Origin of the sequence: Brevibacillus brevis, assembly GCF_001039275.2 — a bacterium.
Taxonomy (GTDB): Bacteria; Bacillota; Bacilli; order Brevibacillales; family Brevibacillaceae; genus Brevibacillus; species Brevibacillus brevis_C.
This window is the reverse complement of sequence record NZ_CP030117.1, coordinates 603204-621734: the sequence shown is the minus strand read 5'-3', so window position 1 is coordinate 621734 and position 18531 is coordinate 603204. Positions and strand designations below refer to the sequence as shown.

General features: G+C 48.0%; 21 protein-coding genes. 3 read left to right on the top strand and 18 right to left on the bottom strand.

The window, feature by feature from the left end; all coding sequences use genetic code 11:
• Window positions 1-11: 11 nt before the first annotated feature.
• The 15 genes from AB432_RS03485 to AB432_RS03415 form a co-directional block, all read right to left on the bottom strand.
• Window positions 12-212, bottom strand: a complete 201-nt coding sequence (locus AB432_RS03485) for a hypothetical protein (protein WP_017249694.1) — start codon at window positions 210-212, stop codon at window positions 12-14.
• 32 nt (window positions 213-244) lie between these two features.
• Window positions 245-445, bottom strand: coding sequence for a hypothetical protein (locus AB432_RS03480; RefSeq protein ID WP_235617602.1), 201 nt, complete (start codon window positions 443-445; stop codon window positions 245-247).
• A gap of 26 nt (window positions 446-471) precedes the next feature.
• The gene (locus tag AB432_RS03475; RefSeq protein WP_048031044.1) at window positions 472-1140 is read right to left on the bottom strand and encodes a Tad domain-containing protein; all 669 of its coding nucleotides are present in this window, start codon (window positions 1138-1140) and stop codon (window positions 472-474) included.
• The gene (locus AB432_RS03470; protein ID WP_048035676.1) at window positions 1141-1542 is read right to left on the bottom strand and encodes a TadE/TadG family type IV pilus assembly protein; all 402 of its coding nucleotides are present in this window, start codon (window positions 1540-1542) and stop codon (window positions 1141-1143) included.
• Window positions 1543-1576: 34 nt separating this feature from the next.
• Window positions 1577-2299 carry a hypothetical protein gene (locus AB432_RS03465; protein WP_048031042.1) on the bottom strand — a complete coding sequence of 241 codons (723 nt, stop codon included), beginning with the start codon at window positions 2297-2299 and terminating at the stop codon, window positions 1577-1579.
• A 23-nt stretch (window positions 2300-2322) separates the two neighbouring features.
• Window positions 2323-3177, bottom strand: coding sequence for a hypothetical protein (locus tag AB432_RS03460; RefSeq protein WP_048031040.1), 855 nt, complete (start codon window positions 3175-3177; stop codon window positions 2323-2325).
• 15 nt (window positions 3178-3192) lie between these two features.
• Window positions 3193-4335: a hypothetical protein gene (locus AB432_RS03455; RefSeq protein ID WP_048031038.1), complete on the bottom strand. Its 1143-nt coding sequence runs from the start codon at window positions 4333-4335 to the stop codon at window positions 3193-3195.
• A 30-nt stretch (window positions 4336-4365) separates the two neighbouring features.
• The gene (locus AB432_RS03450) at window positions 4366-5799 is read right to left on the bottom strand and encodes a vWA domain-containing protein (RefSeq protein ID WP_048031036.1); all 1434 of its coding nucleotides are present in this window, start codon (window positions 5797-5799) and stop codon (window positions 4366-4368) included.
• A gap of 129 nt (window positions 5800-5928) precedes the next feature.
• Window positions 5929-6141, bottom strand: coding sequence for a hypothetical protein (locus AB432_RS03445; protein ID WP_048035675.1), 213 nt, complete (start codon window positions 6139-6141; stop codon window positions 5929-5931).
• A 100-nt stretch (window positions 6142-6241) separates the two neighbouring features.
• Complete coding sequence (locus AB432_RS03440; protein WP_048031034.1) at window positions 6242-7177, bottom strand: type II secretion system F family protein; 936 nt, start codon at window positions 7175-7177, stop codon at window positions 6242-6244.
• A 4-nt stretch (window positions 7178-7181) separates the two neighbouring features.
• The gene (locus AB432_RS03435; RefSeq protein WP_048031032.1) at window positions 7182-8108 is read right to left on the bottom strand and encodes a type II secretion system F family protein; all 927 of its coding nucleotides are present in this window, start codon (window positions 8106-8108) and stop codon (window positions 7182-7184) included.
• Entirely contained in the window at window positions 8086-9474 is a 1389-nt protein-coding gene (locus tag AB432_RS03430) for a TadA family conjugal transfer-associated ATPase (RefSeq protein WP_048031031.1), read from the bottom strand. Before AB432_RS03430 ends, AB432_RS03435 begins: the two co-directional genes overlap by 23 nt.
• Window positions 9475-9502: 28 nt before the next feature.
• Window positions 9503-10660 carry a CpaE/TadZ family protein gene (locus AB432_RS03425; protein ID WP_048031029.1) on the bottom strand — a complete coding sequence of 386 codons (1158 nt, stop codon included), beginning with the start codon at window positions 10658-10660 and terminating at the stop codon, window positions 9503-9505.
• 3 nt (window positions 10661-10663) lie between these two features.
• Window positions 10664-11494: a CpaB family protein gene (locus AB432_RS03420; protein WP_048031028.1), complete on the bottom strand. Its 831-nt coding sequence runs from the start codon at window positions 11492-11494 to the stop codon at window positions 10664-10666.
• A 96-nt stretch (window positions 11495-11590) separates the two neighbouring features.
• A complete protein-coding gene (locus AB432_RS03415; RefSeq protein WP_048031027.1) occupies window positions 11591-12046 on the bottom strand; it encodes a prepilin peptidase in 456 nt (151 codons plus the stop codon).
• 144 nt (window positions 12047-12190) lie between these two features.
• Between AB432_RS03415 and AB432_RS03410 the strand changes: the two genes are divergently transcribed.
• The 3 genes from AB432_RS03410 (at window position 12191) to AB432_RS03400 (ending at window position 15284) form a co-directional block, all read left to right on the top strand.
• Window positions 12191-12574, top strand: a complete 384-nt coding sequence (locus AB432_RS03410; RefSeq protein WP_235617601.1) for a thioredoxin family protein — start codon at window positions 12191-12193, stop codon at window positions 12572-12574.
• Between the two features lie 130 nt (window positions 12575-12704).
• Window positions 12705-13856: a response regulator gene (locus AB432_RS03405; RefSeq protein ID WP_048031026.1), complete on the top strand. Its 1152-nt coding sequence runs from the start codon at window positions 12705-12707 to the stop codon at window positions 13854-13856.
• Window positions 13857-13889: 33 nt separating this feature from the next.
• Window positions 13890-15284 carry a DUF4832 domain-containing protein gene (locus AB432_RS03400; RefSeq protein ID WP_048031025.1) on the top strand — a complete coding sequence of 465 codons (1395 nt, stop codon included), beginning with the start codon at window positions 13890-13892 and terminating at the stop codon, window positions 15282-15284.
• Between the two features lie 72 nt (window positions 15285-15356).
• On the opposite strand, the gene AB432_RS03395 is transcribed toward AB432_RS03400, so the two are convergent.
• The 3 genes from AB432_RS03395 to AB432_RS03385 are packed head-to-tail and all read right to left on the bottom strand — an operon-like array spanning window position 15357 to window position 18521.
• Window positions 15357-16043: a DUF4956 domain-containing protein gene (locus tag AB432_RS03395; RefSeq protein WP_047072385.1), complete on the bottom strand. Its 687-nt coding sequence runs from the start codon at window positions 16041-16043 to the stop codon at window positions 15357-15359.
• Window positions 16044-16065: 22 nt separating this feature from the next.
• Entirely contained in the window at window positions 16066-16800 is a 735-nt protein-coding gene (locus AB432_RS03390; RefSeq protein ID WP_048031024.1) for a polyphosphate polymerase domain-containing protein, read from the bottom strand.
• Entirely contained in the window at window positions 16797-18521 is a 1725-nt protein-coding gene (locus tag AB432_RS03385) for a CotH kinase family protein (RefSeq protein WP_048031023.1), read from the bottom strand. Before AB432_RS03385 ends, AB432_RS03390 begins: the two co-directional genes overlap by 4 nt.
• Window positions 18522-18531: the final 10 nt, after the last annotated feature.

The window sequence follows — 18531 nt, the reverse complement described above, 5'->3', positions numbered from 1 at the left end:
TGCCCTGTTGATCAGATCGCCGCGTTTTTCTTTCGGATGAACGCCAGATGGTTTCTTTTGATAAAAGGCATACCGATGGCGAGTATGAGCAGTTGCAACGGAAACTCTTCTCGATAAAATGCACCGATGACCGTAGCCGGTACGATCAGGGCGTAAAAGTAAATCATCATGTATCGCCAAAAGCGCTGCCAGTTTCGTTCTTGTCTGGACATGGCCTACACCTTCCTTCTCATCCACTTGATCATCACCGACTCATTTCTTTTCGACGCAAATGGTCCATGCCAGCCTGTTCAATATAAGGAAGAGCAAACATAAAAAAGAGCAGTGCATATGGGAGCTTTTCACCCAACGCCATGAACAGACAGGACAGCGGCAGGAAAACGCCATAGATGATCACCGTCATTCCATTCCAGAACCGCTGCATTTTTTGTAGCTTTCTTGTCATGCCATTTCCTCCAATGCTCCCCGTTCCTACATAGGGATATGCAGATTCGCCCATCCGCTTACTTCATCAATAAAACCGATCCTTCTGCTTTCCCCTGTCTGGTAGATTTGCTCGGAATAGGCAGGAATGAAGTCAAAGCCCATCGATTCCGATTCGTACTTTACAGAAGTTGTTACTTCAATCCGATTGTCACTGTTGAACAATTGGACGGACGAGCCGCTGAGCGTTGCATTGTTGTCTGATAGCACTTTGGCAACCACCCCAGTAATTTTTGCTGTTGCCGTTTGCAAGCCAGCGTAGACATAAGTTTGCAACTCAACATTGCTTGGCAATTCGTTGCTCAATACCAAGTCAATCGCGCCATATTCAATTTCACTTTGAGACCAATCGGCGTGCGATGCTCTCATCTGGCTCTTGGCAGCTCCTAGTTTGAGCGTGAGATAATTTTGGTCATAATACCGCTGGGGTGACGCATCATGTATTTTAATAGCCCACTCCATCTCATCATAAATATCCTTCACCGCCGCAATACTCGCCTGCTGCGCACTGTTCGACGCCTGCTCCTTGTCTACAAAAATGGTCGAAAAGTTGAAAAGCGCAACAAACACCAACATGAACATAAACCAGTAAATCGTCAGGGTGAAGATCGTCATATTTCCACGTTCATTTTGCAAGTGACGCAGTATACGTGCCATCTAGTTCATCACCCTGCTCTTTATTTCCCGATCAAAAGAGATATATCGGTCCTCCTTTTTGATATAAAGCCAATCAGGAAGGAACCCCAATTCCATCTGCACGCCGACCTTGGCTGTAAAATATCCGTCACCATCCCACCTGATATCGCCGTCACTGAAGGAAATATAGCCTCCTGCCGCGTTCACCACGTTTCTGGCAGCTTGTATGGCTTCACCCGAATTCCCCGTTATGGCATACACCTTCGCCGCCTCATTTGCTGCCGACTGAGAGATGATGACGCCGTAGACGCCCACAAGAAACTGCCAGCAAATCAGCATGATCAGAAAGACGAACGGCAGTATGGCGATAAACTCTACGGTGACCGAGCCCTTTTCATTGGAAACGATCTTCTTCAGGCGCATTCTTCGCTCATCTCCTCTCGAACTTATTTGCAAGCTACCTTTCATCGAGCAGCAATCCCCCTGCTATAGCTGCTTCCGCTCTTGCCGCCTCGTCCTTCCATTTATTGACGTACATCATGAACATGACCGCAAAAAACGGAAGAACAATCACATTGAGCAACAACTCAATAAACATAACCGCCCCGAAGGTCGCTGTAATCGACGTGACGAGGAACAAGCCCGCCATACTGATTAGCCATTCCACGACACTCACCAGTAGCAACAGGCCAAAGATTTGGAAGAAATGCTTTTTGCCCATTTCCATGGCAGCTCGCCAAGAGCGCCAAGCCGATTGTTTTTTCAGCACTACAAAAAACGGCGTCAAATAGAACAAGACCATCAGAATCAGCCCGGGTATCATGAACAGCATCATTCCTGTAGAGACAAGAAAGCTAAACACGATCCCAAATACGAACACGGAAAAGCTGTGTTCAAAAAATGCCCGAAATGCCTTTCGAATCGGACGCTCATCGCCATCCAGATCACTTTGGACATACTGGGCAAAAGGGATCTGGAGGATCAGCAAAAACAGAAGAAGTAAAAACAGATTGAAAAAGCTAGCGACGAATTTGGCGCCCGTGATCGCGGCGATCAGATTCAGGTAGTTCAGCGTAAAGTTGTGGATGATAAAAAACGGAACCACGAGCACAGCGGACAAGAGCAGCAACGATTCGATGTTCCGTGCATAAAAACGAATGCTTTCTTTGAAGGGATGCATATGGGTTTCTCTCACCTTTCCTGTTAAGGGTTTCGCAGCTTATCCATCAGCCCGTTTTCCAAGATGGTCATATTAAGCTTCTCGTGGGCCTCCCGCAACTGTTCAACCGAATGGAAAGACTCATGTTTCCCTGTCGTATGCGTCTCAAAGCTCTTCACGGATTCATTGGCAATATTCCGCAGCGTTTTGTCTTTATAAGCAGAGAGCAAGTCGCTCAGCTTTTTTCGTTTCTGCTCCTGTACCCGATCCAGTTCTACTCGATCCACTTGAAAAAACTGGTAAAGCCGATCCACCGAGTCTTTGATCAGCACCTGTTTGCGAATGCGATCATACAAAATGTAGTCGGATTCAAATAACACATCCCGCAATGCCGTTTCTTCTCCCGCGATGATGTAGTTGCGCGCGAAAAATTGATTGAGCAGATCCATCCCTCGATCATAAATGACACGTAGCTGGTCCCGGCTTTCCATCATGGTTTTGCAAACGTCGATCAGCTTCTCTGCATCTTGCCGAAGCACCGTGTCCATCTTATCCTGGTAGCTGGGCAAAAGCGCCCTCAGATACTCGTATTTTTGCTCGTACATCTCGATGGGTTTATCCTTATCAATGGCCAGATTGTTCTTAATCTTGCGCCCCGCATGTGCATGCACCAAAAACAGTTTCACTACGGGCTCTGCTTCATGGCGGCGAACCACTTCACCATCCGGTCGCAACACCAAGTACCCGACAGCGTCTTTTTTGCCCCATTTCCAGTACGCCACATGGTAGTAATATTCTCCGTCAACGTAGGCCGGGTAATTATACAGCTCTGTCCTCTCTAAAAAACGCTTATTCCGCTCGATCTGAGCCTGAACCTGTGGTGTATTCACGACTTTCATAAGCAAGGACCTCCGTTACGCAAATAAGGATTTTACCCAGCCAACAGCTTTACCGACCCCATCCCGGATTCCACGGGTAATCGCTCCTCCGGCTAGCTTGTCAGCGTACTTCACGAGTTTGCTCAATCCCCACAAAACCGCACCAGTGACAACAAGCACACCGCCTACCGCCTGCCCACCTGGGATGACAGAAGCAATGACCCCTGCATCCATCAGCACACTGCCAAAATTACCGACGCCATCCACAAATTTCTCATTTTGTGTAGCTTCATTCTGGCTCGGATCAAACGCCATGCCAAAACTACCGAACGTATCCATGATGTCAAACGGAAGGCTGATCGCTGCTACGCCCACATTTAAGCCCTTTACGATCCCCGGCATTCTGACGCCGGATGGATTTGCCGAATTTGTGAGCTGACCACCTTGGAAAATATCTCGAAAACTGTTATTCGGCAATTGCGCCAACACAAATTGATAGTTGGCCCACGCGTTCATCCCGTCGAGTGAATCGACACCCAAGCCTGTTACTGTGTTTACATACGGCGTATTCTTGAAGGCAAGATCAAGGCCTTTTATCGCCAAATCTCCCAAGAACAAGCCTTTGCCACGAAGTCCTGCTGCCATGTCTACTTCGCCATTCATGATCAAATCAGCGCTGTATGCCAGCGTACCGCCCATGACATCCTTGAACGTCCATTTGACTGCACCGTATTCAAGCGTCTCCGTCATCGGCTTCGGGCTATCGGGATCGACGCCGGGTTGCTGAGAAGAAGGCATCTGTACATTCGGTGCCGGTGCAGTTGCATTTGGCGCTTGCGGGTTCGAGTAATTGACGTTTGGCCCCTGCAAATCAGGTGCTTGCGGATTTATCTGATCCCAATTTGGTGCTTGCGGATTCGTCCGATCCCAGTTCGGCGCCTGCGGATTTAGCTTTTCCCAATCAGGAGCCTGCGGGTTTAGTTCCCACTGCGGCGCTTGTGGGTTGAGCTGCTCCCATTGTGGCGACTCCAGATTCGGCTGATCCCACTTCGGGGCCTCGTATTGCAGTCCTTGATACTGCATGGAGGCTGCCATGCCCACCAGCGGAAACAGATTCATCATAAGAATCAGAAAAGCGAAAGTAGCCGCTGCCACTGGGCCTCTTAACCATTTCCTCACTTTACAAACCTCCTTTTGGAGATTTCGTCTCTAGTTTGTTTTCGTGTTTTGTGCAAACTTCTGGTTGATCGCATCCACGGCTTCCTTATAGGACTTCTCGTTCAAGGTATCCAGGAATTGCTCCAGTTCATCTGCCTTTTTCTGCGCGATTTCTAGCTGCTCATCGTTCAACTTCCGCAGATGATCGGCGAACTCATCTGAAATCATGTTGTTTGCATCCATGGTCATGATCACAGATGTTAGATCATGATTTTCCCGTTTGGCGATACGGCTCCATTTCAAAGCAAAGTGACTAATGTCGATCGATCGAGAACTACGAGTGGATACGGCTTCGTAGGATGCATTGGCTTTCCACTCTTTCCACTTGTTCGCGATTTCTTTCCCGCGATTGAATTCGTCCTGCAGCTCCTTCTGATCTTGAATCAGAACATAGCGGCCTCCTGCTGCCTTTGCGACTTCTTTCAACTGCTGCTGCCCGGGACCGTCTACACCAAATCCAATCACGTTAATAATCGGCGTAATCTCGGATTGGGCCAACTGTTTGGCAGCTTCGACAGGGTCACCATCGCACGTTTCGATTCCGTCACTGACGAGGAAGATCATATTGGTATTCTTATCTCCCGGTAATTTGCTTAAATCCTTTTTCGCTTCCTGCAAAGAGTAGGCAATTGGAGTGTATCCGGTAGGCTGGAACTGATTTAAAGATTGCTGCAGCTTTTCTTTGTTGTAAGGCTGCATCCCGTACACCAGTTCACTGCTGCCGCAAGATAGTGCTTGATCCGACTCTTTCCCGCTACCCTTGTGACCGTATACGCGCAGTGCGACATTCGCCTGTTCCGGCAAAGATTCAGCAAAGGCTTGAATTGCTTCTTTGGCAGCATCCATCCTCGTCTTGCCGTTCGCTTTTGCGGCCATGCTGCCACTCGCATCCAGGATAATCTCCACATTGTAGCTTTCTTTAAACTTGAACCGCGGATCATCGATGTCCGGATTCCCAAATGAGGCCATCTTCAGTTCATCCATGATTTGTTGCGGATCAGGGTAGCTCTGTGCAAACAGCCCCAACAAGGCAAGGTAGTATTTGTTAATCATTTCTTCGTCCGGGTTTTCAACAGTAGGGAACTTTTTAAGTTCAGGCAATACTTCTTCCCTGTTGTTGTCATACGAAACCCCGGAAAAACGTCCTGGCGGCGAATTGACGAAGTCCTCTGTCGTTTCCCGCTTTAGTGGCATTCCTTCCTGTGCCATTGCCTCTAACGCTTTTATCTTTTCTTCTCGCGTCATCTCGGCATTTGGTTCCCCTGTTTGGTCTGGCGGTTGGCTTTGCGTAGGCGGTGTTTCCGTGCTTGGTGGAACAGAAGGATTTTGCCCCTCTGTGTTCTGAGGTGTATCTGCCTCCTGCGAACACGCCGTTAACAGGCTCAACAGGAGGATCACTGCAATTATTCCCTTCACGAGTCTCATCAAAGTGTTACCTCCTGCTTGATTTCGACTTGCTATGTATGAAGCGCCATATGGTTCAGGTGGTGAAGAAGCATTCCTTCACCACCTCTTTTCCATATGCTCATCACCCAAAAAGCATTCAATCGTTGATTAATTTCCGTCTAATTTTTTGATGATATTGCTCAATGTATCCCCAATGGATTCTCCAACGAGTGCGGGGTCCTTATCAAAGTAGGCGATCACCGCACCAAACACAGCGATGACCACACCTGCCAACGCGATCCACTCAATCGCCTGTGCTCCTTTTTCGTTTCTAAGAGCTCCCTGACCTTTTACATACCATTTCAGCATCATGCTTTTCATATAAAATCTACTCCCTTCATGATTTGGATAAATAAAAAATAAAGAACTGTGCACTCCCATCTCGCTGACGGGCATCACCTCCTAGAAGTGAAGCCATGGATCATGGCATGATGTCGGAAAATAAGCTGAAGTTCTGCAAAATATTCAATACCATCAAACCGCCAATCAGGATAATCGCTGTAGGAGTCACGATAAACGTGGTGATCAGGGTTACTTTTGGCGACGCCTTGGCCGCCTTTTCCTTGATCAGCTCTTTGCGGATTCTCCGCATGTTTTCCGCCTGTGCCTTGAACGTGACGGCAATGGGCACCCCTAGGCGCATTCCCTGAATGAGCGCTTTGATCAGCATTTGAAACTCCGGGTTGTCGTTTCTTCGCAGCAATTGTTCATACGCCTTTTCCCTCTGCACACCGAGATCCAGCTCTTGATTGAATCGGGAAAACTCTTCCCGAATCGGCCCTTCAAAAAACTTGATGACTTCGCGCAAAGCCTGATCGAGACTCACCCCCGCCTGAAGAGTCACGCTTACGGTGTCGAGAAATTCAGGCAGGTCATAGCGAAGCTGATGTTGACGATCGCGCGCTTTTTTCTTCAACAGAAGGATGGGTAAAAAATAGCCAATCAACGGCCAAGCGATCAACCCTAGATGCGAGAAGGGAAAGCGAAGAATGAAAAACAGTGTGCCGGCAATGATCCCGAGCAGAGCCATGAAAATTTTGACCCCTTGGAATTGGGCCACGGTCAAATCTAGCGGTCGCCCAGCCTTTAGCAACCAATCCTCAACCTCATGCGACTCACTGAAAAAGTTGATGCGCTGCCCCATGACAGCATAGTCGTCTCCGTACCGAAGCAATCGTTTGACCAGGCGCTCGGATGAGGTTTCCTGCTTGCGCACGCCGTAGTTTTTGTTCCCGCTCATCTCATGGACATGTGCGAGCAGTTTTTGCTTCTCGATGGAGTACCGATACCACTCCTTCAAACAGATGGCAAACAGCAATAGAAACAAGAACACGCATGTAATTATGAGAGCATCCATGTTTTCACACCTTTATGTTGGTCACTTTCTTTACGAGGATATAGGACAGGAGTGTTCCGATTACAAACAACCCCAGAAGAAAAAGACCAAATCCGGAAAACAACGGATCAATGAAGCCTTTGTTCATCATGTTCATCATCAGCACCAGGGCAACTGGCATGATTGGCACCAAGATAGAGACGTATCGCTGTTCTGCCGTCATCGTCTTGATTTCCTGATTCACGATGCGGCGATCCTCCAATGTCTCCGCCATTTCTTGCAGCACCTGGCTCAAATTCCCCCCTGCGCGCCGTTGAATCAGCAGGGTAGCAGAAAAGATACGGAATTCTCGCGTCGGAATTCGTTTTTCCATATCAGAGAGCGCCCGGTCAAAGCTGACGCCTAGCTGCAGCTCACGCGCCATACGACTAAACTCATCACCAGCGGGATAATTCATCTCCTTGGCTACCAGTGAAATCCCCTGCGAGAGCGTAAGACCTGCACGCAGCGAGTTGGCCAAAAGGCGACACACTTCAGACAACTGTTCATTCAATCGCTCCTGGTACTTGTTGCGTCGGACAAAGAACAGCACGTTCTGTATGAGATACATCACCGCTGCCCCGATCATGATGTTAAAAGGAAAAGAAATATTCACGATGTTACTGAGCAAGAAGGCGAGCACCATGGTACCTACGATCAAAATTCCGTAAAACTCCGAGGGAGCAAGCGGAAAGTTCGCTTTAATCAGCTTTTTTTGGATTTCTTTGGCATAGGGCGTCTGGTCAAATTTATCTCCCCAAACAATGACGACGCTTTTTCGTTTTCCCTTCACTTCGAACCATTCTTCCGCTTTCTTTTTCCATTCGGTCTTCTTGGCCCGATAACCGAGATACTCGTAGATGCCCCAGATGCCAAACAACACCGCGAGACTAAACAGAATGGGCATGGTCACGTTGCTTCCCTCCTTCCGCCCTGAATATGGATTCATCCAGATTGATTCCAAAAACTTGGAGCCTCTCCAAGCACCGCGGGATTACCCCGGTTGCCGTAAAGTAGCCAAGGACTTCTCCTTTCGCGCCAATCCCCTTCCGCTGGAAACGAAAAATCTCGTTGACCTCCACTCGTTTGTCTTCCGTTTTCGCTACTTCCGAAATCGAAACGATTTTACGTGTTCCGTCTGACAGGCGTGTGACCTGGACGATGATATCCAGCGCACTGACGATATATTCACGGACAATCGTGGAGGGCAAATCCATCCCGGCCATAACGACCATCCCTTCCAAACGGTTAAAGGCATCCTGTGGTGAGTTGGCGTGGACAGTAGTCAGGGATCCTTCATGCCCGGTATTCATGGCCTGCAGCATGTCGAATGCCTCTGCACCCCGTACCTCCCCGACGATGATGCGGTCTGGTCTCATCCGCAGGGAGTTTCGCACGAGCTGACGGATCGTGACTTCCCCTGTTCCCTCCATATTGGGCGGGCGTGCCTCCATCCCGATACAGTTGGGGTGAGTCAGCTTCAACTCGGCCGAATCCTCAATGGTAATGACACGTTCATAGTGCGGAATAGCTTTTGCTGTCGCATTCAGCAGCGTCGTCTTACCACTACCCGTACCGCCAGAGATCAGCACGTTCATTTTTGCTTCCACCACGGCTTGAATGAACTGAGACATCGCTTGACTGAATGAACCAAATTGCATCAGATCATCCATCAAGAAAGGCTCTTTGCGGAATTTACGGATCGAAACAAGTGTGCCATTGAGACTGATCGGAGGGATGACGGCATTCACGCGGCTTCCATCCTTCAGCCGGGCGTCGACCATCGGCGAGCTTTCATCGATTCGTCGTCCAAGCGGTGCCACAATCCGGTCCACGATATGCCGCAAGTGTTCCTCGTCGCGAAATTTTAAATCGGTTAATTCCAGCCTTCCTCGTTTCTCGATGTATACCAGGTTGTGTCCGTTAATCGAGATCTCCGTGATTTCCGGATCGGCGAGCAGCGGTTCAAGTGGACCAAGCCCCACCGATTCATTGATCAAACGAGTAAGCAGGATATCCTTTTCATTTCGCGGAATGACTACTTTTTCTTCCGACATGTATTGGGAGACGAGACGTTCGATTGCGAGACGCATCTCATCTGAACGAAGGCTGGTCAGTCTCTCCAGATTGGTCTCCCGCAAGAGTCGGGTCTTGTAGTGCTCAGCCAGCTCGTCGATGTACGGATTGAAGGAAGGAGCTGCTAATGTGGCAGCGAGTGTCGTCTGCTTTGCCTCATCCCCTGGCGCTGTCTGCTCTTGCTTTCGTCGGAATAAAGCCATCTAACTCCCACCTTTTTGAACTTGCTCTTTATGACAGTTTTTTGAGTACCCATTTTCGGATGTCTTTCGCAGCCGGAGAGAGCTTCTTCTCATTCGCTTCCTTTTGCAACGGTCGGCCTTGATTGACAGCCGCTTGCACTCCTTGATGATCTCTACTGATTTCAGCGGTAATCGGTGCGGTGAATAATCCTTTCAAATCAGACACATTCAGTTCGTTATCCCTTCCCACCTGATTGACGACCACTTCGAGCCTGCCTGCGGTATCAATTCGCAGACGTCGGAACAAGTCTTCCACGAGTCGGTAAATTTGAACGGACGGTGTGTCCAGATTCATCACGTAATAAATCATGTCCGACTCTGACAAAGCGGCAAAGGTAAGCTCGTTCATGTGTGTTGGCAGGTCGATAATGACAAAGTCATAGCTGCGGCGGCTAGCGCGGATCAACCTGGTGACAAATGCCTCGGACATATTCTCCGCCGTCTCGGCATCACGCGGGCTGACGAGCACCTCCAGCTTGGAATGGTTCTCCCTCTGAGCTACGTTGCGAATATGAAATTCGTTGATTTCGTCCATAACCGGCATGAGATCGCCCAATGTACGGTTGTTGTCAAAGGACAAGAAGGTTTCGATTCCACCGTATTGAAGATTGAGATCGATGAGCAGCACACTGGCCGTAGATTCCAGCTTCAACGCTTGTGCAAAGCCCGTTGCTAGTTGGGTTCGTCCGCTTCCCCCTTTTCCGCTGTAAAAGGAGTACACCTTTCCCCGCCCTCGAACGAAAGCTTTGCCGGATGCATCTGTGCCCTTTTTTCTCTGTTTGATCTGGGATAAATCTGATATTTTGTCGAGACGATCGGATAACAGGTTGAGCTCATCAGGCATCACGATGTATTCCACCGCACCCGCGCGAACGACATCTCGCAGCAGGACAAAGTCCTGTTTTTCCGTGAGATAAATGAGGATGCCCTCCGGGAGCTCGCCTTGTATGTACTGCACCAACTCTACTCCCGCTCCGTCTTCTGGCTGCACAAGCAAAACGACATCGGGTCCAATCCGGTCAATTTCTTTTTTCACTTCGATGGAAGTCGTGTAGCGCACTTGCTCATACGGGGTCAAAATGTCCCTCAGCATGTCTTTTACAGAGTCGTAATCCGCAACGACGAGAATCTTCATATCTTTGTTCATGACTTACCCTCCGGTTTTCGGTGGTTGATTAGTTGGCTGCGGTGGTACCGAAGTTGGTTTCGTTGGAGGCTGGGCCGGAACCGTCGGTGGTGTCTGTACTGCCGGCTGCCCTGCTGCTGGTGGTGTGACAGGCGGTGTCGCAGGCTTCGCTTCAGCAGGTTTGCCAGGCGGTTTTGTTTGTTCCGGCTTGGGCTCCACAAACGGATCGGGAATACCCAAGTCTCCTTTGCCCACATTCGCTTTTAAAATGCGAACCATCTGGGCATAATGCTGCTGGTGAATGAATTTCGGCGCTTCCTCAAACGGCAGCTCAAGAGCTACCCCCTTGAAGCTGTTCTCCGATTTGGCCACCATCGCGACTGGCACGTCTTTCATGAACACTTCCGTCACCGGCTTCCCGTTCACCTCATGCGAGATGATGATGTCCACCCGATCTAACGCCTCCAGCTCCTGGTCAAAGACGACATTGCTCGATGAAAACACCGTTACGAGCCTGTTGTTCTGGTCCCGCACAACATTGGCTGGCTTCATGATGTTTTTGGTGATGACGTCTCCCTTTGACAAGGGAACGATCGTAACTTGATTTTTCAAACTGGCTTTATCGATAACGTACGAATCATCCGCGTACTTTTTGGGGATTTCCCTTACCGTCAATTGGTCGGGTTGAATCAGTGCCCGAGATGGAATATCTGCATTTGCTTCGTATATTTCCACCATTTCACCCAGTTGCGCATTCAAATCCTTGATTTTTTGCAGAAACAGAAAGCCCGCAAGTGCAGCAAGTAGGAACGATAATACAAGAAAAATAATTGCCCTACGTTTTGATTCCAACATCAGAAGATTCCCTCTCTTTTCCGAAAAATCCATTCATGTTCATACTTTGTCGTTTTATTGCCAAGATTCTGAACCCACCAACCCATGAGAAAGGCACTAGGAATACATGATCATGACCAACATGATACTGGTCCCACCGGCGACAAATGGAGCCAACGGGATCTCTCGTCCGAGCTTCATCCTGCCTGTCATTTTGGCGATGGCCCACATGGGAAGCACACTGACTCCCGCAAGCAGATACGTAAGCACGAGCACGACCAACCCCGCTTGCCATCCAACCGCCGCGCCGACCAAAGCGAGCAGCTTAATATCTCCTCCGCCCATCTGACCGTTGCTGATCACCGCCATAAGTAATGAAATTCCCCCCAGCACAATAACTCCCATCGCATAAGTCAGCCATTTCTCTGGATGAAGGTATGCATGCAGAACGAGAAAATATACAATTCCCGGAAGCGTCAGCCAGTCGTAAATGAGACGGCGGCGTAGGTCGGTATACATAGCGACTGCCATTACGAAAAGAATGGGAATGATGACATACCAAGATAACACCATATGTCCTCCTTCCTGCTTTTTGAGGAAAATTTCACCATTACAGACTGTGCATCAGGGAAAATTGTTGCAAAAATATCCAACTTTTTTAATGTTTTTTTGGAAAAGCGCTTTCATTCCCTTGGAGATTACCTCCGTTGTCGTTTCATGAGGCAAACTTTTTTTTATGCTATTCTAGTAGAAATGTACGGCGACGAAAGGTGGGTATACCGAACCATGCAGGAGTATCTCGAACTGACTGAACTACTTGCAGAGATTGAACGTCATCCGACGAGTCTGTTGTTTATAAAAACGGCAAACTGTGGTGTTTGCGATGTCACCTACGCTAGAACGGTAGAACTTCTGAAACAATATCCACAAGTGAAAAGTATGGTGGTATCTATGGAGAAAATACCCAATCTTTCCGGAGAGTATCTCGTATTTACTGCTCCAGCTATCCTGCTGTTTATGGACGGAAAAGAAGTATTTCGGCAAGCCCGGTTTGTATCATTTGACGAGCTTGAGCGTGTTCTGACCTCCATCGCTTGCTAAAAATTCACATTTCCTTTCACTGTAAAGGTTTGGATAACCTCTCTTTTGATGATAGAGTAGAGAGTATGGACAAATCAGAGTGGTAAGACACTCTGTTGCATTTTATCGTTTTTTGAAGGAGAGACAGTGGATGAGAGCCTTATTGGTAGACGACGAGCAACTACCCTTGATGCATCTGCAACGATTGCTAGAAAAAGATGTTGGCGGCGTTAAGGTAGTCGGAGCCTACACCAATCCTCTCGAAGCGATCGACCAAGCAATATCCCTTCAACCAGATGTCGTATTTTTGGATATTAATATGCCACGCATCAGTGGACTGGAGATCGGAGAACGTCTGCAAGGAATCGATAACTCCCCGGAGATCGTATTTGTCACAGGGTACGATAAGTACGCCGTTGATGCTTTTGAGCTGTGCGCACTGGATTACATCATGAAGCCCGTACAGCTTCAACGCTTGCAAAAGACAATGGACCGTCTGCGTGAGAGAATCAAGTCCGCGCAGGAAGCCGAGCCTGTTAAAGAAGAATCAGTCGTTTCCATCCAATGCTTCAACAGTATTTTGTTTCACCAGTCAAATCAGGAGCCGCAGGAGATCAAGTGGCGCACGAATAAAGCCCGCGAGCTGTTTGCGTATTTGTTGCATCATCGCAACAAGATGATTGACAAGGATTCGATTATCGAGCTTTTGTGGCCGGACTATGATGGAAGCAAAGGCGTGACCCAGCTATATACGACGATTTACCTCATCCGGCAAACCTTGAAACGCTATGGTCTCCAAACGATATCGATCAACAAAGGCAATTTAGAAGGCGGCTATAAGCTGACGATTGATTCAGCTACGATCGATGTGGAGGAATGGGAGAATCGTCTCAAACAATTACTCCCCCTCTCTCTTGCCAATATGCAGGAGTATGAGCAAATGCTAGCGACGTATACAGGCGATTATTTCGGAGACTACGACTATTTGTGGGCAGAGTACGAGCGGGAAAGACTCCGCAGAATGTGGCTACAGCTCGCCAAAACAATGAGCAGCTTCTATTTGGGACACGGCAGAGTACGAGAGGCGATCAACGTCAACCAACGCATTCAGCATTTGCACCCGCTTGAAGAGGACAGCTACATGATCTTGATGCAGTTGTACGCTTCTTTGGACGATCATGCGGCAGTAGAAGAACAGTATCAACTCTTGACCTCTCGGTGGGAGACTGAACTCGGCTCTGCTGCAAACGAACATATTACCAAGTGGTATCACATATGGAAACAGGAGACTGAACAAAAGTAATAATACTCTCTCACTAGATTTAGGGGGGCACTCATGAAGATCAGAAGTGGTCTATACAGCGTACTTCTCGCTGCTTTTTGCATTCTACCTTCCTCTGCCGCCGCCTCCAGTTATGGAACGGCAACCTATTCACCAAAACAAACTCAAGACGTGCTCCAAAACCCGTATATGGGACTGGCTCCCGACTCACGGACAAGTAATAATGAGCAAGAACACACCCTCGTCTATGCCAATCTTACCTGGAGGATGCTCGAGCCCACCAAAGGGGATTATGCATTTGATGAGGTCGAAGATGCGATCCGGTTTGAAGAATGGACAGAAAAGGATGTCAAGTTCATCCTCCGTATCGTTATGGATATTCCCCATAAAAAATCGGACATGGAGATACCGGATTGGCTATACAACGAGATCGGCGGGGACAATGACAACTTTGAAGATGGCGAGTGGTATCGAAACGACTATGGCAAAGGCTATAGTCCCAACTACAGCAATCCATTGGTCATCCAATACCACAAACAGTTGATTGACGCTCTGGGAGAGCGTTACAAGGACGATCCCCGCATTGCTTTCATACAGCTAGGAAGCCTCGGTCACTGGGGAGAATGGCACACCGATACGTCTATTCCTTTCCCTGCGACAGAAATCACGGATCAGTACGTCGAACCGTATCTGGATAACTTCCCTGATTCCATACTACTGATGCGAAGACCACATCCAGTCGCCAAGGAGTACAAACTGGGGCTGTTTAACGACATGTTCGGCAACAAAGATGATACAGACAGCTACCTGTCCTGGATACAGAAGGGCTATGTATCCTGGCTGACCAAAGAGAAAATGCCTGCCATGCCTGACTTTTGGAAATATGCACCGAGCGGTGGGGAGTTCTCTCCATCCGATTCGTTAAACAGCTATTTTACTCGCTCTTCCATTAACCAGGTGATCTCACAAGCCAAAGCTTCGCATATTAGCTGGCTTGGCCCCAATACCCCTGCACGGTTCGAAAAAGATGGCGAACAACAACAATATTTGGACCGCTTTTTAAACACGATTGGCTACCGCTTCTCCATCACCAAAGAGACACATGCCAAAGCAGTCGAGCCCGGAGAAAGCCTCGCTGTGACCATGGATTGGCAAAACCGCGGTGTCGCTCCTTTTTATTTCCCGTGGATTCTCGAGCTGTCACTCGCGGATGAAGATGGGGAGATCGTAGCCAAGACCAAAACGGACGAAGACATCCGCAAATGGCTTCCTGGCAAGAAAACCGTCAAGCAAAGCTTGGAAATCCCCGATGATCTTCCAGAAGGAACATATACACTCTGTGTAGCGATCCTCGATCCCGATACGGAAGAACCGGGTATTCAATTTGCCATGGAAGGAAAAAGAGCGGACGGAAGATACACACTCGGCAAGGTTCAAGTACGAGACTGATCATCAAAGAAAAAATCCCTTCCTGACAGCCTGTAAAGGAGTCGTCAGAAAGGGATTTTTTTGTAGAATCAGCTATGGTGCATAATCGCCATCGTAGCTAACCAATGATACGTTTTTCACACCTTCTACCTCTGAAATATCTTGAACAAATGCCGTATTATCTCCTTTGATTTTTACTTCTACAATCAATTCCACCATCTCTTTGTTGACTGTCTTTGATTTCAGGGTGTATTTTAGCTTGTTCAACTGGTATTTGACCCCGTCATTGGCTTGATCCTGATAGGTAATAATGAGCAGATAAGCAACATCTCTCATTTGCCGCTTGGATAATACGACAATGACAGCCGCCACCACCAATGATCCTAGGACGGAAACCGGGTACACACCTGCCCCGGTCGCAATACCTACCGAGATCGACCAAAACATGAAGACAATATCCAACGGGTCTTTGATGGCGGTACGGAACCGCACAATGCTCAAGGCGCCGACCATCCCAAGAGAAAGTACGATATTCGTGCTAATCGTCATGATAATCAGGCAAGTAAGCATGGCCATGGCCACCAGCGTGATGTTAAAGGTGTGCGTATAGACAACGCCACGAAACGTTTTCTTGTAAATATAGTAGATGAACAAACCAAGCAATCCCGACAGCACAAGACCTATGATGGTATCGATGATCGAGATGCTGGCGAACTGGTCCATTTTTAAGACGCTTTTTTTGATAATATCTTGAAAATTAATCGTATTGGTCGTGTCCATAGTTTCTCGACTTCTCCTCACACTAAAGATTATAGTACTTTTTCGTTTCCTCTCTGCAAATGACATATTTGGAGATAGCCGACCGCTGATTACTCAGGTTTTGTAGCAAATGTCTAATATTGAATGGCAGGAATTGATCGTACTTCACTTCCATGATCATCATGGGCTGATGAATCGCTCTGACCATCATGATGTGTTCGTCAAAAATATCAAGCGAATTGACGTTTGCCTTCAAGTACTTATCAAACGTAATTCGGACATTCCCTTCTCTCACCAAATACGCCTCTCGAACATAATCCGTGATGACACGAGGCCGAAACAGATGATTCTTGCACGACAAATAAAAATCTCGCAGCACAGCACTTTCCGTCTCGCGTAAAAACTCAACCTCGCCTGCCAAAATCCGTTCATACTCATCTCGCGTAATCGACGCTGACTCTTTGCAAATGTATCCGCCGAACTTGCTCTTTCGCTCCATCTTGATGACCGCATCACTTTTGTTGTAAATGCGGATGCGATACTTTTTTCTTTGAAAAACCCCGTAGTTTTTTTCATAGAGAGCCGTGTCGTGATAGTCATCAAAATACAGGCTCCGAATATGATACCCTTCCTCACTTACAGAATGAGGGTCAGGAGTCGCGATCAGACGCAATTTCTGCCGTAGCGGCTCGTAATGACTCAGCCGAAGATAATACTTCAACTCATGCCGCAATCGCTTGTTGCCGAGCTGGATGCCCGTGCTCTGTATTCCTTTCATTTCAACACGAACTCCTTCACCCCATGATAAATCGCATCCTCCGGCTCTACTCTGTCAAATGCCGTCTGTACGTTCCCTTTGCTATCGCGTACAATCACCCTCCAGAAAAAGCGACCTTTCCCCGGATCGTTTATCGTGTATTGGACTCCTGTCAGCCCCTTTGCCTGCGCGTGTATCTTCGTAAACGCAGGATCGTAACTGACAGCAAAATCGTAGGTCAGATCGTCTCCTTGCAGGTCATAGGAATGGTCCCAAGCAAAAATGAGTCTATCTCCTTCTTTTCTTGGCTCTCCCATAAAAAAGGGCATCGGATTCTCTTGGCGTTCATAGTACCTCTTTTTGTTACGCTCTGGTTCACCAGAGAGAAGCGCTTGCTCATTGTGAAAATAGGAGACATCCAGCGGCAAATTATATAAATCAGGTAGTTGCAGCACGTATTTGCTCACAATCGGATAATAGCTCTTCAAGTATTTTTCCGTTTGCTCTTTCGTAATGATCTTGCTGACTTCCTCAACCTTTTCGTTTAGTGCCTTGACGTTTTCCGGGTCTTTGAAAATGCGGCGATGCAGGTTCGACACCCAGTAGTTGGAGATGCCAAACTGCCATTGACCGAGTCCTTTTTCTGGACTGCGCTTGAGCTCTTCTTCGAAAAATCCCCATGTTGAGTCATAGTCCCACGGGAGGAAATACCATTTGTTCGAGTTGCTTGGGCTGTATAAATAAAAATTGTGAACAGCCGTGTCGTGATTCCCCATCAATAGGTTGGATGCCAGCCATGTATAGTAGTTCTCCCGATCAAAATGCTTGTCCAAAAAGTCCTGCGTGTTCATTGCAGGATTATGGAGATCCTCTAGCATGGCAATGAGCTTTTCATGGTTCTCGCTACCTTTGATCTCCAAAATTTTCTCAAATGCCTTCTTGTCGTAGGTAGGATCGGTCGCCAGCTTGATCTGATCCTCGTAGCGATGGAACTCGAAATCAATAGCCTTGTATAAGTTTCCATTCCGGTCCAATCCGTGTGCCTGCAAAAATGTTTTGTTTGGCTGTTCAATTTGAGTGAACAAACCGTAATCAACAAAGTCCCGGTCCGGATTTTTTTTGGTCAAATCCTTGATTTTCACCTGAACGAACTGCGTCCGCAAGCTGGTCATATTCGGCATCTGCTCGAAATAATCAAAGCTAAGCTTTTGTCGAACACGCGTCATGTCAGACTTGTGCTTGCTTAAGTTGATGTTGCGCTGATCCCGCCAGTATCCTGCACTTTCGAACAAACGGATTTTGTACGATTTTTGTTCCGCTCTCCTGCTCGATTCCCCCCGTAGCTCAATCGTTCCGTTCGCTCTCGTCTCGCCAAAACCAAAGTAGCCTTGAATCGGCCCCTCCTCCGTCCCTTCCTGCATAATGACTTTGGCCTGGAGATCTTCTCCCTTTTCATTCCGTCCGCTAGGAGCAAGATTGAGTTCCGAAAAGGTGGTTGTTTTCAGTTTTGAATTTTCTTCGTTGACTATCGTCACATATAAATGGACGATGCTCCCATCCACATCCTGATCGTATACGCTTCTATTCTCAATTAGCCCCTCGTTCATCTGCTGAGTTGGCGCCACCTGACTCGTTGCTGACGAGTTGTCTGACACTGGCGGTTCAGGTACATCCTGTGTACAACCAGTCGATACAACTCCTAATGCTACGAGCAGGCTCAGTATGAATCGTTTTTTCTTCAACCTAAGTCCT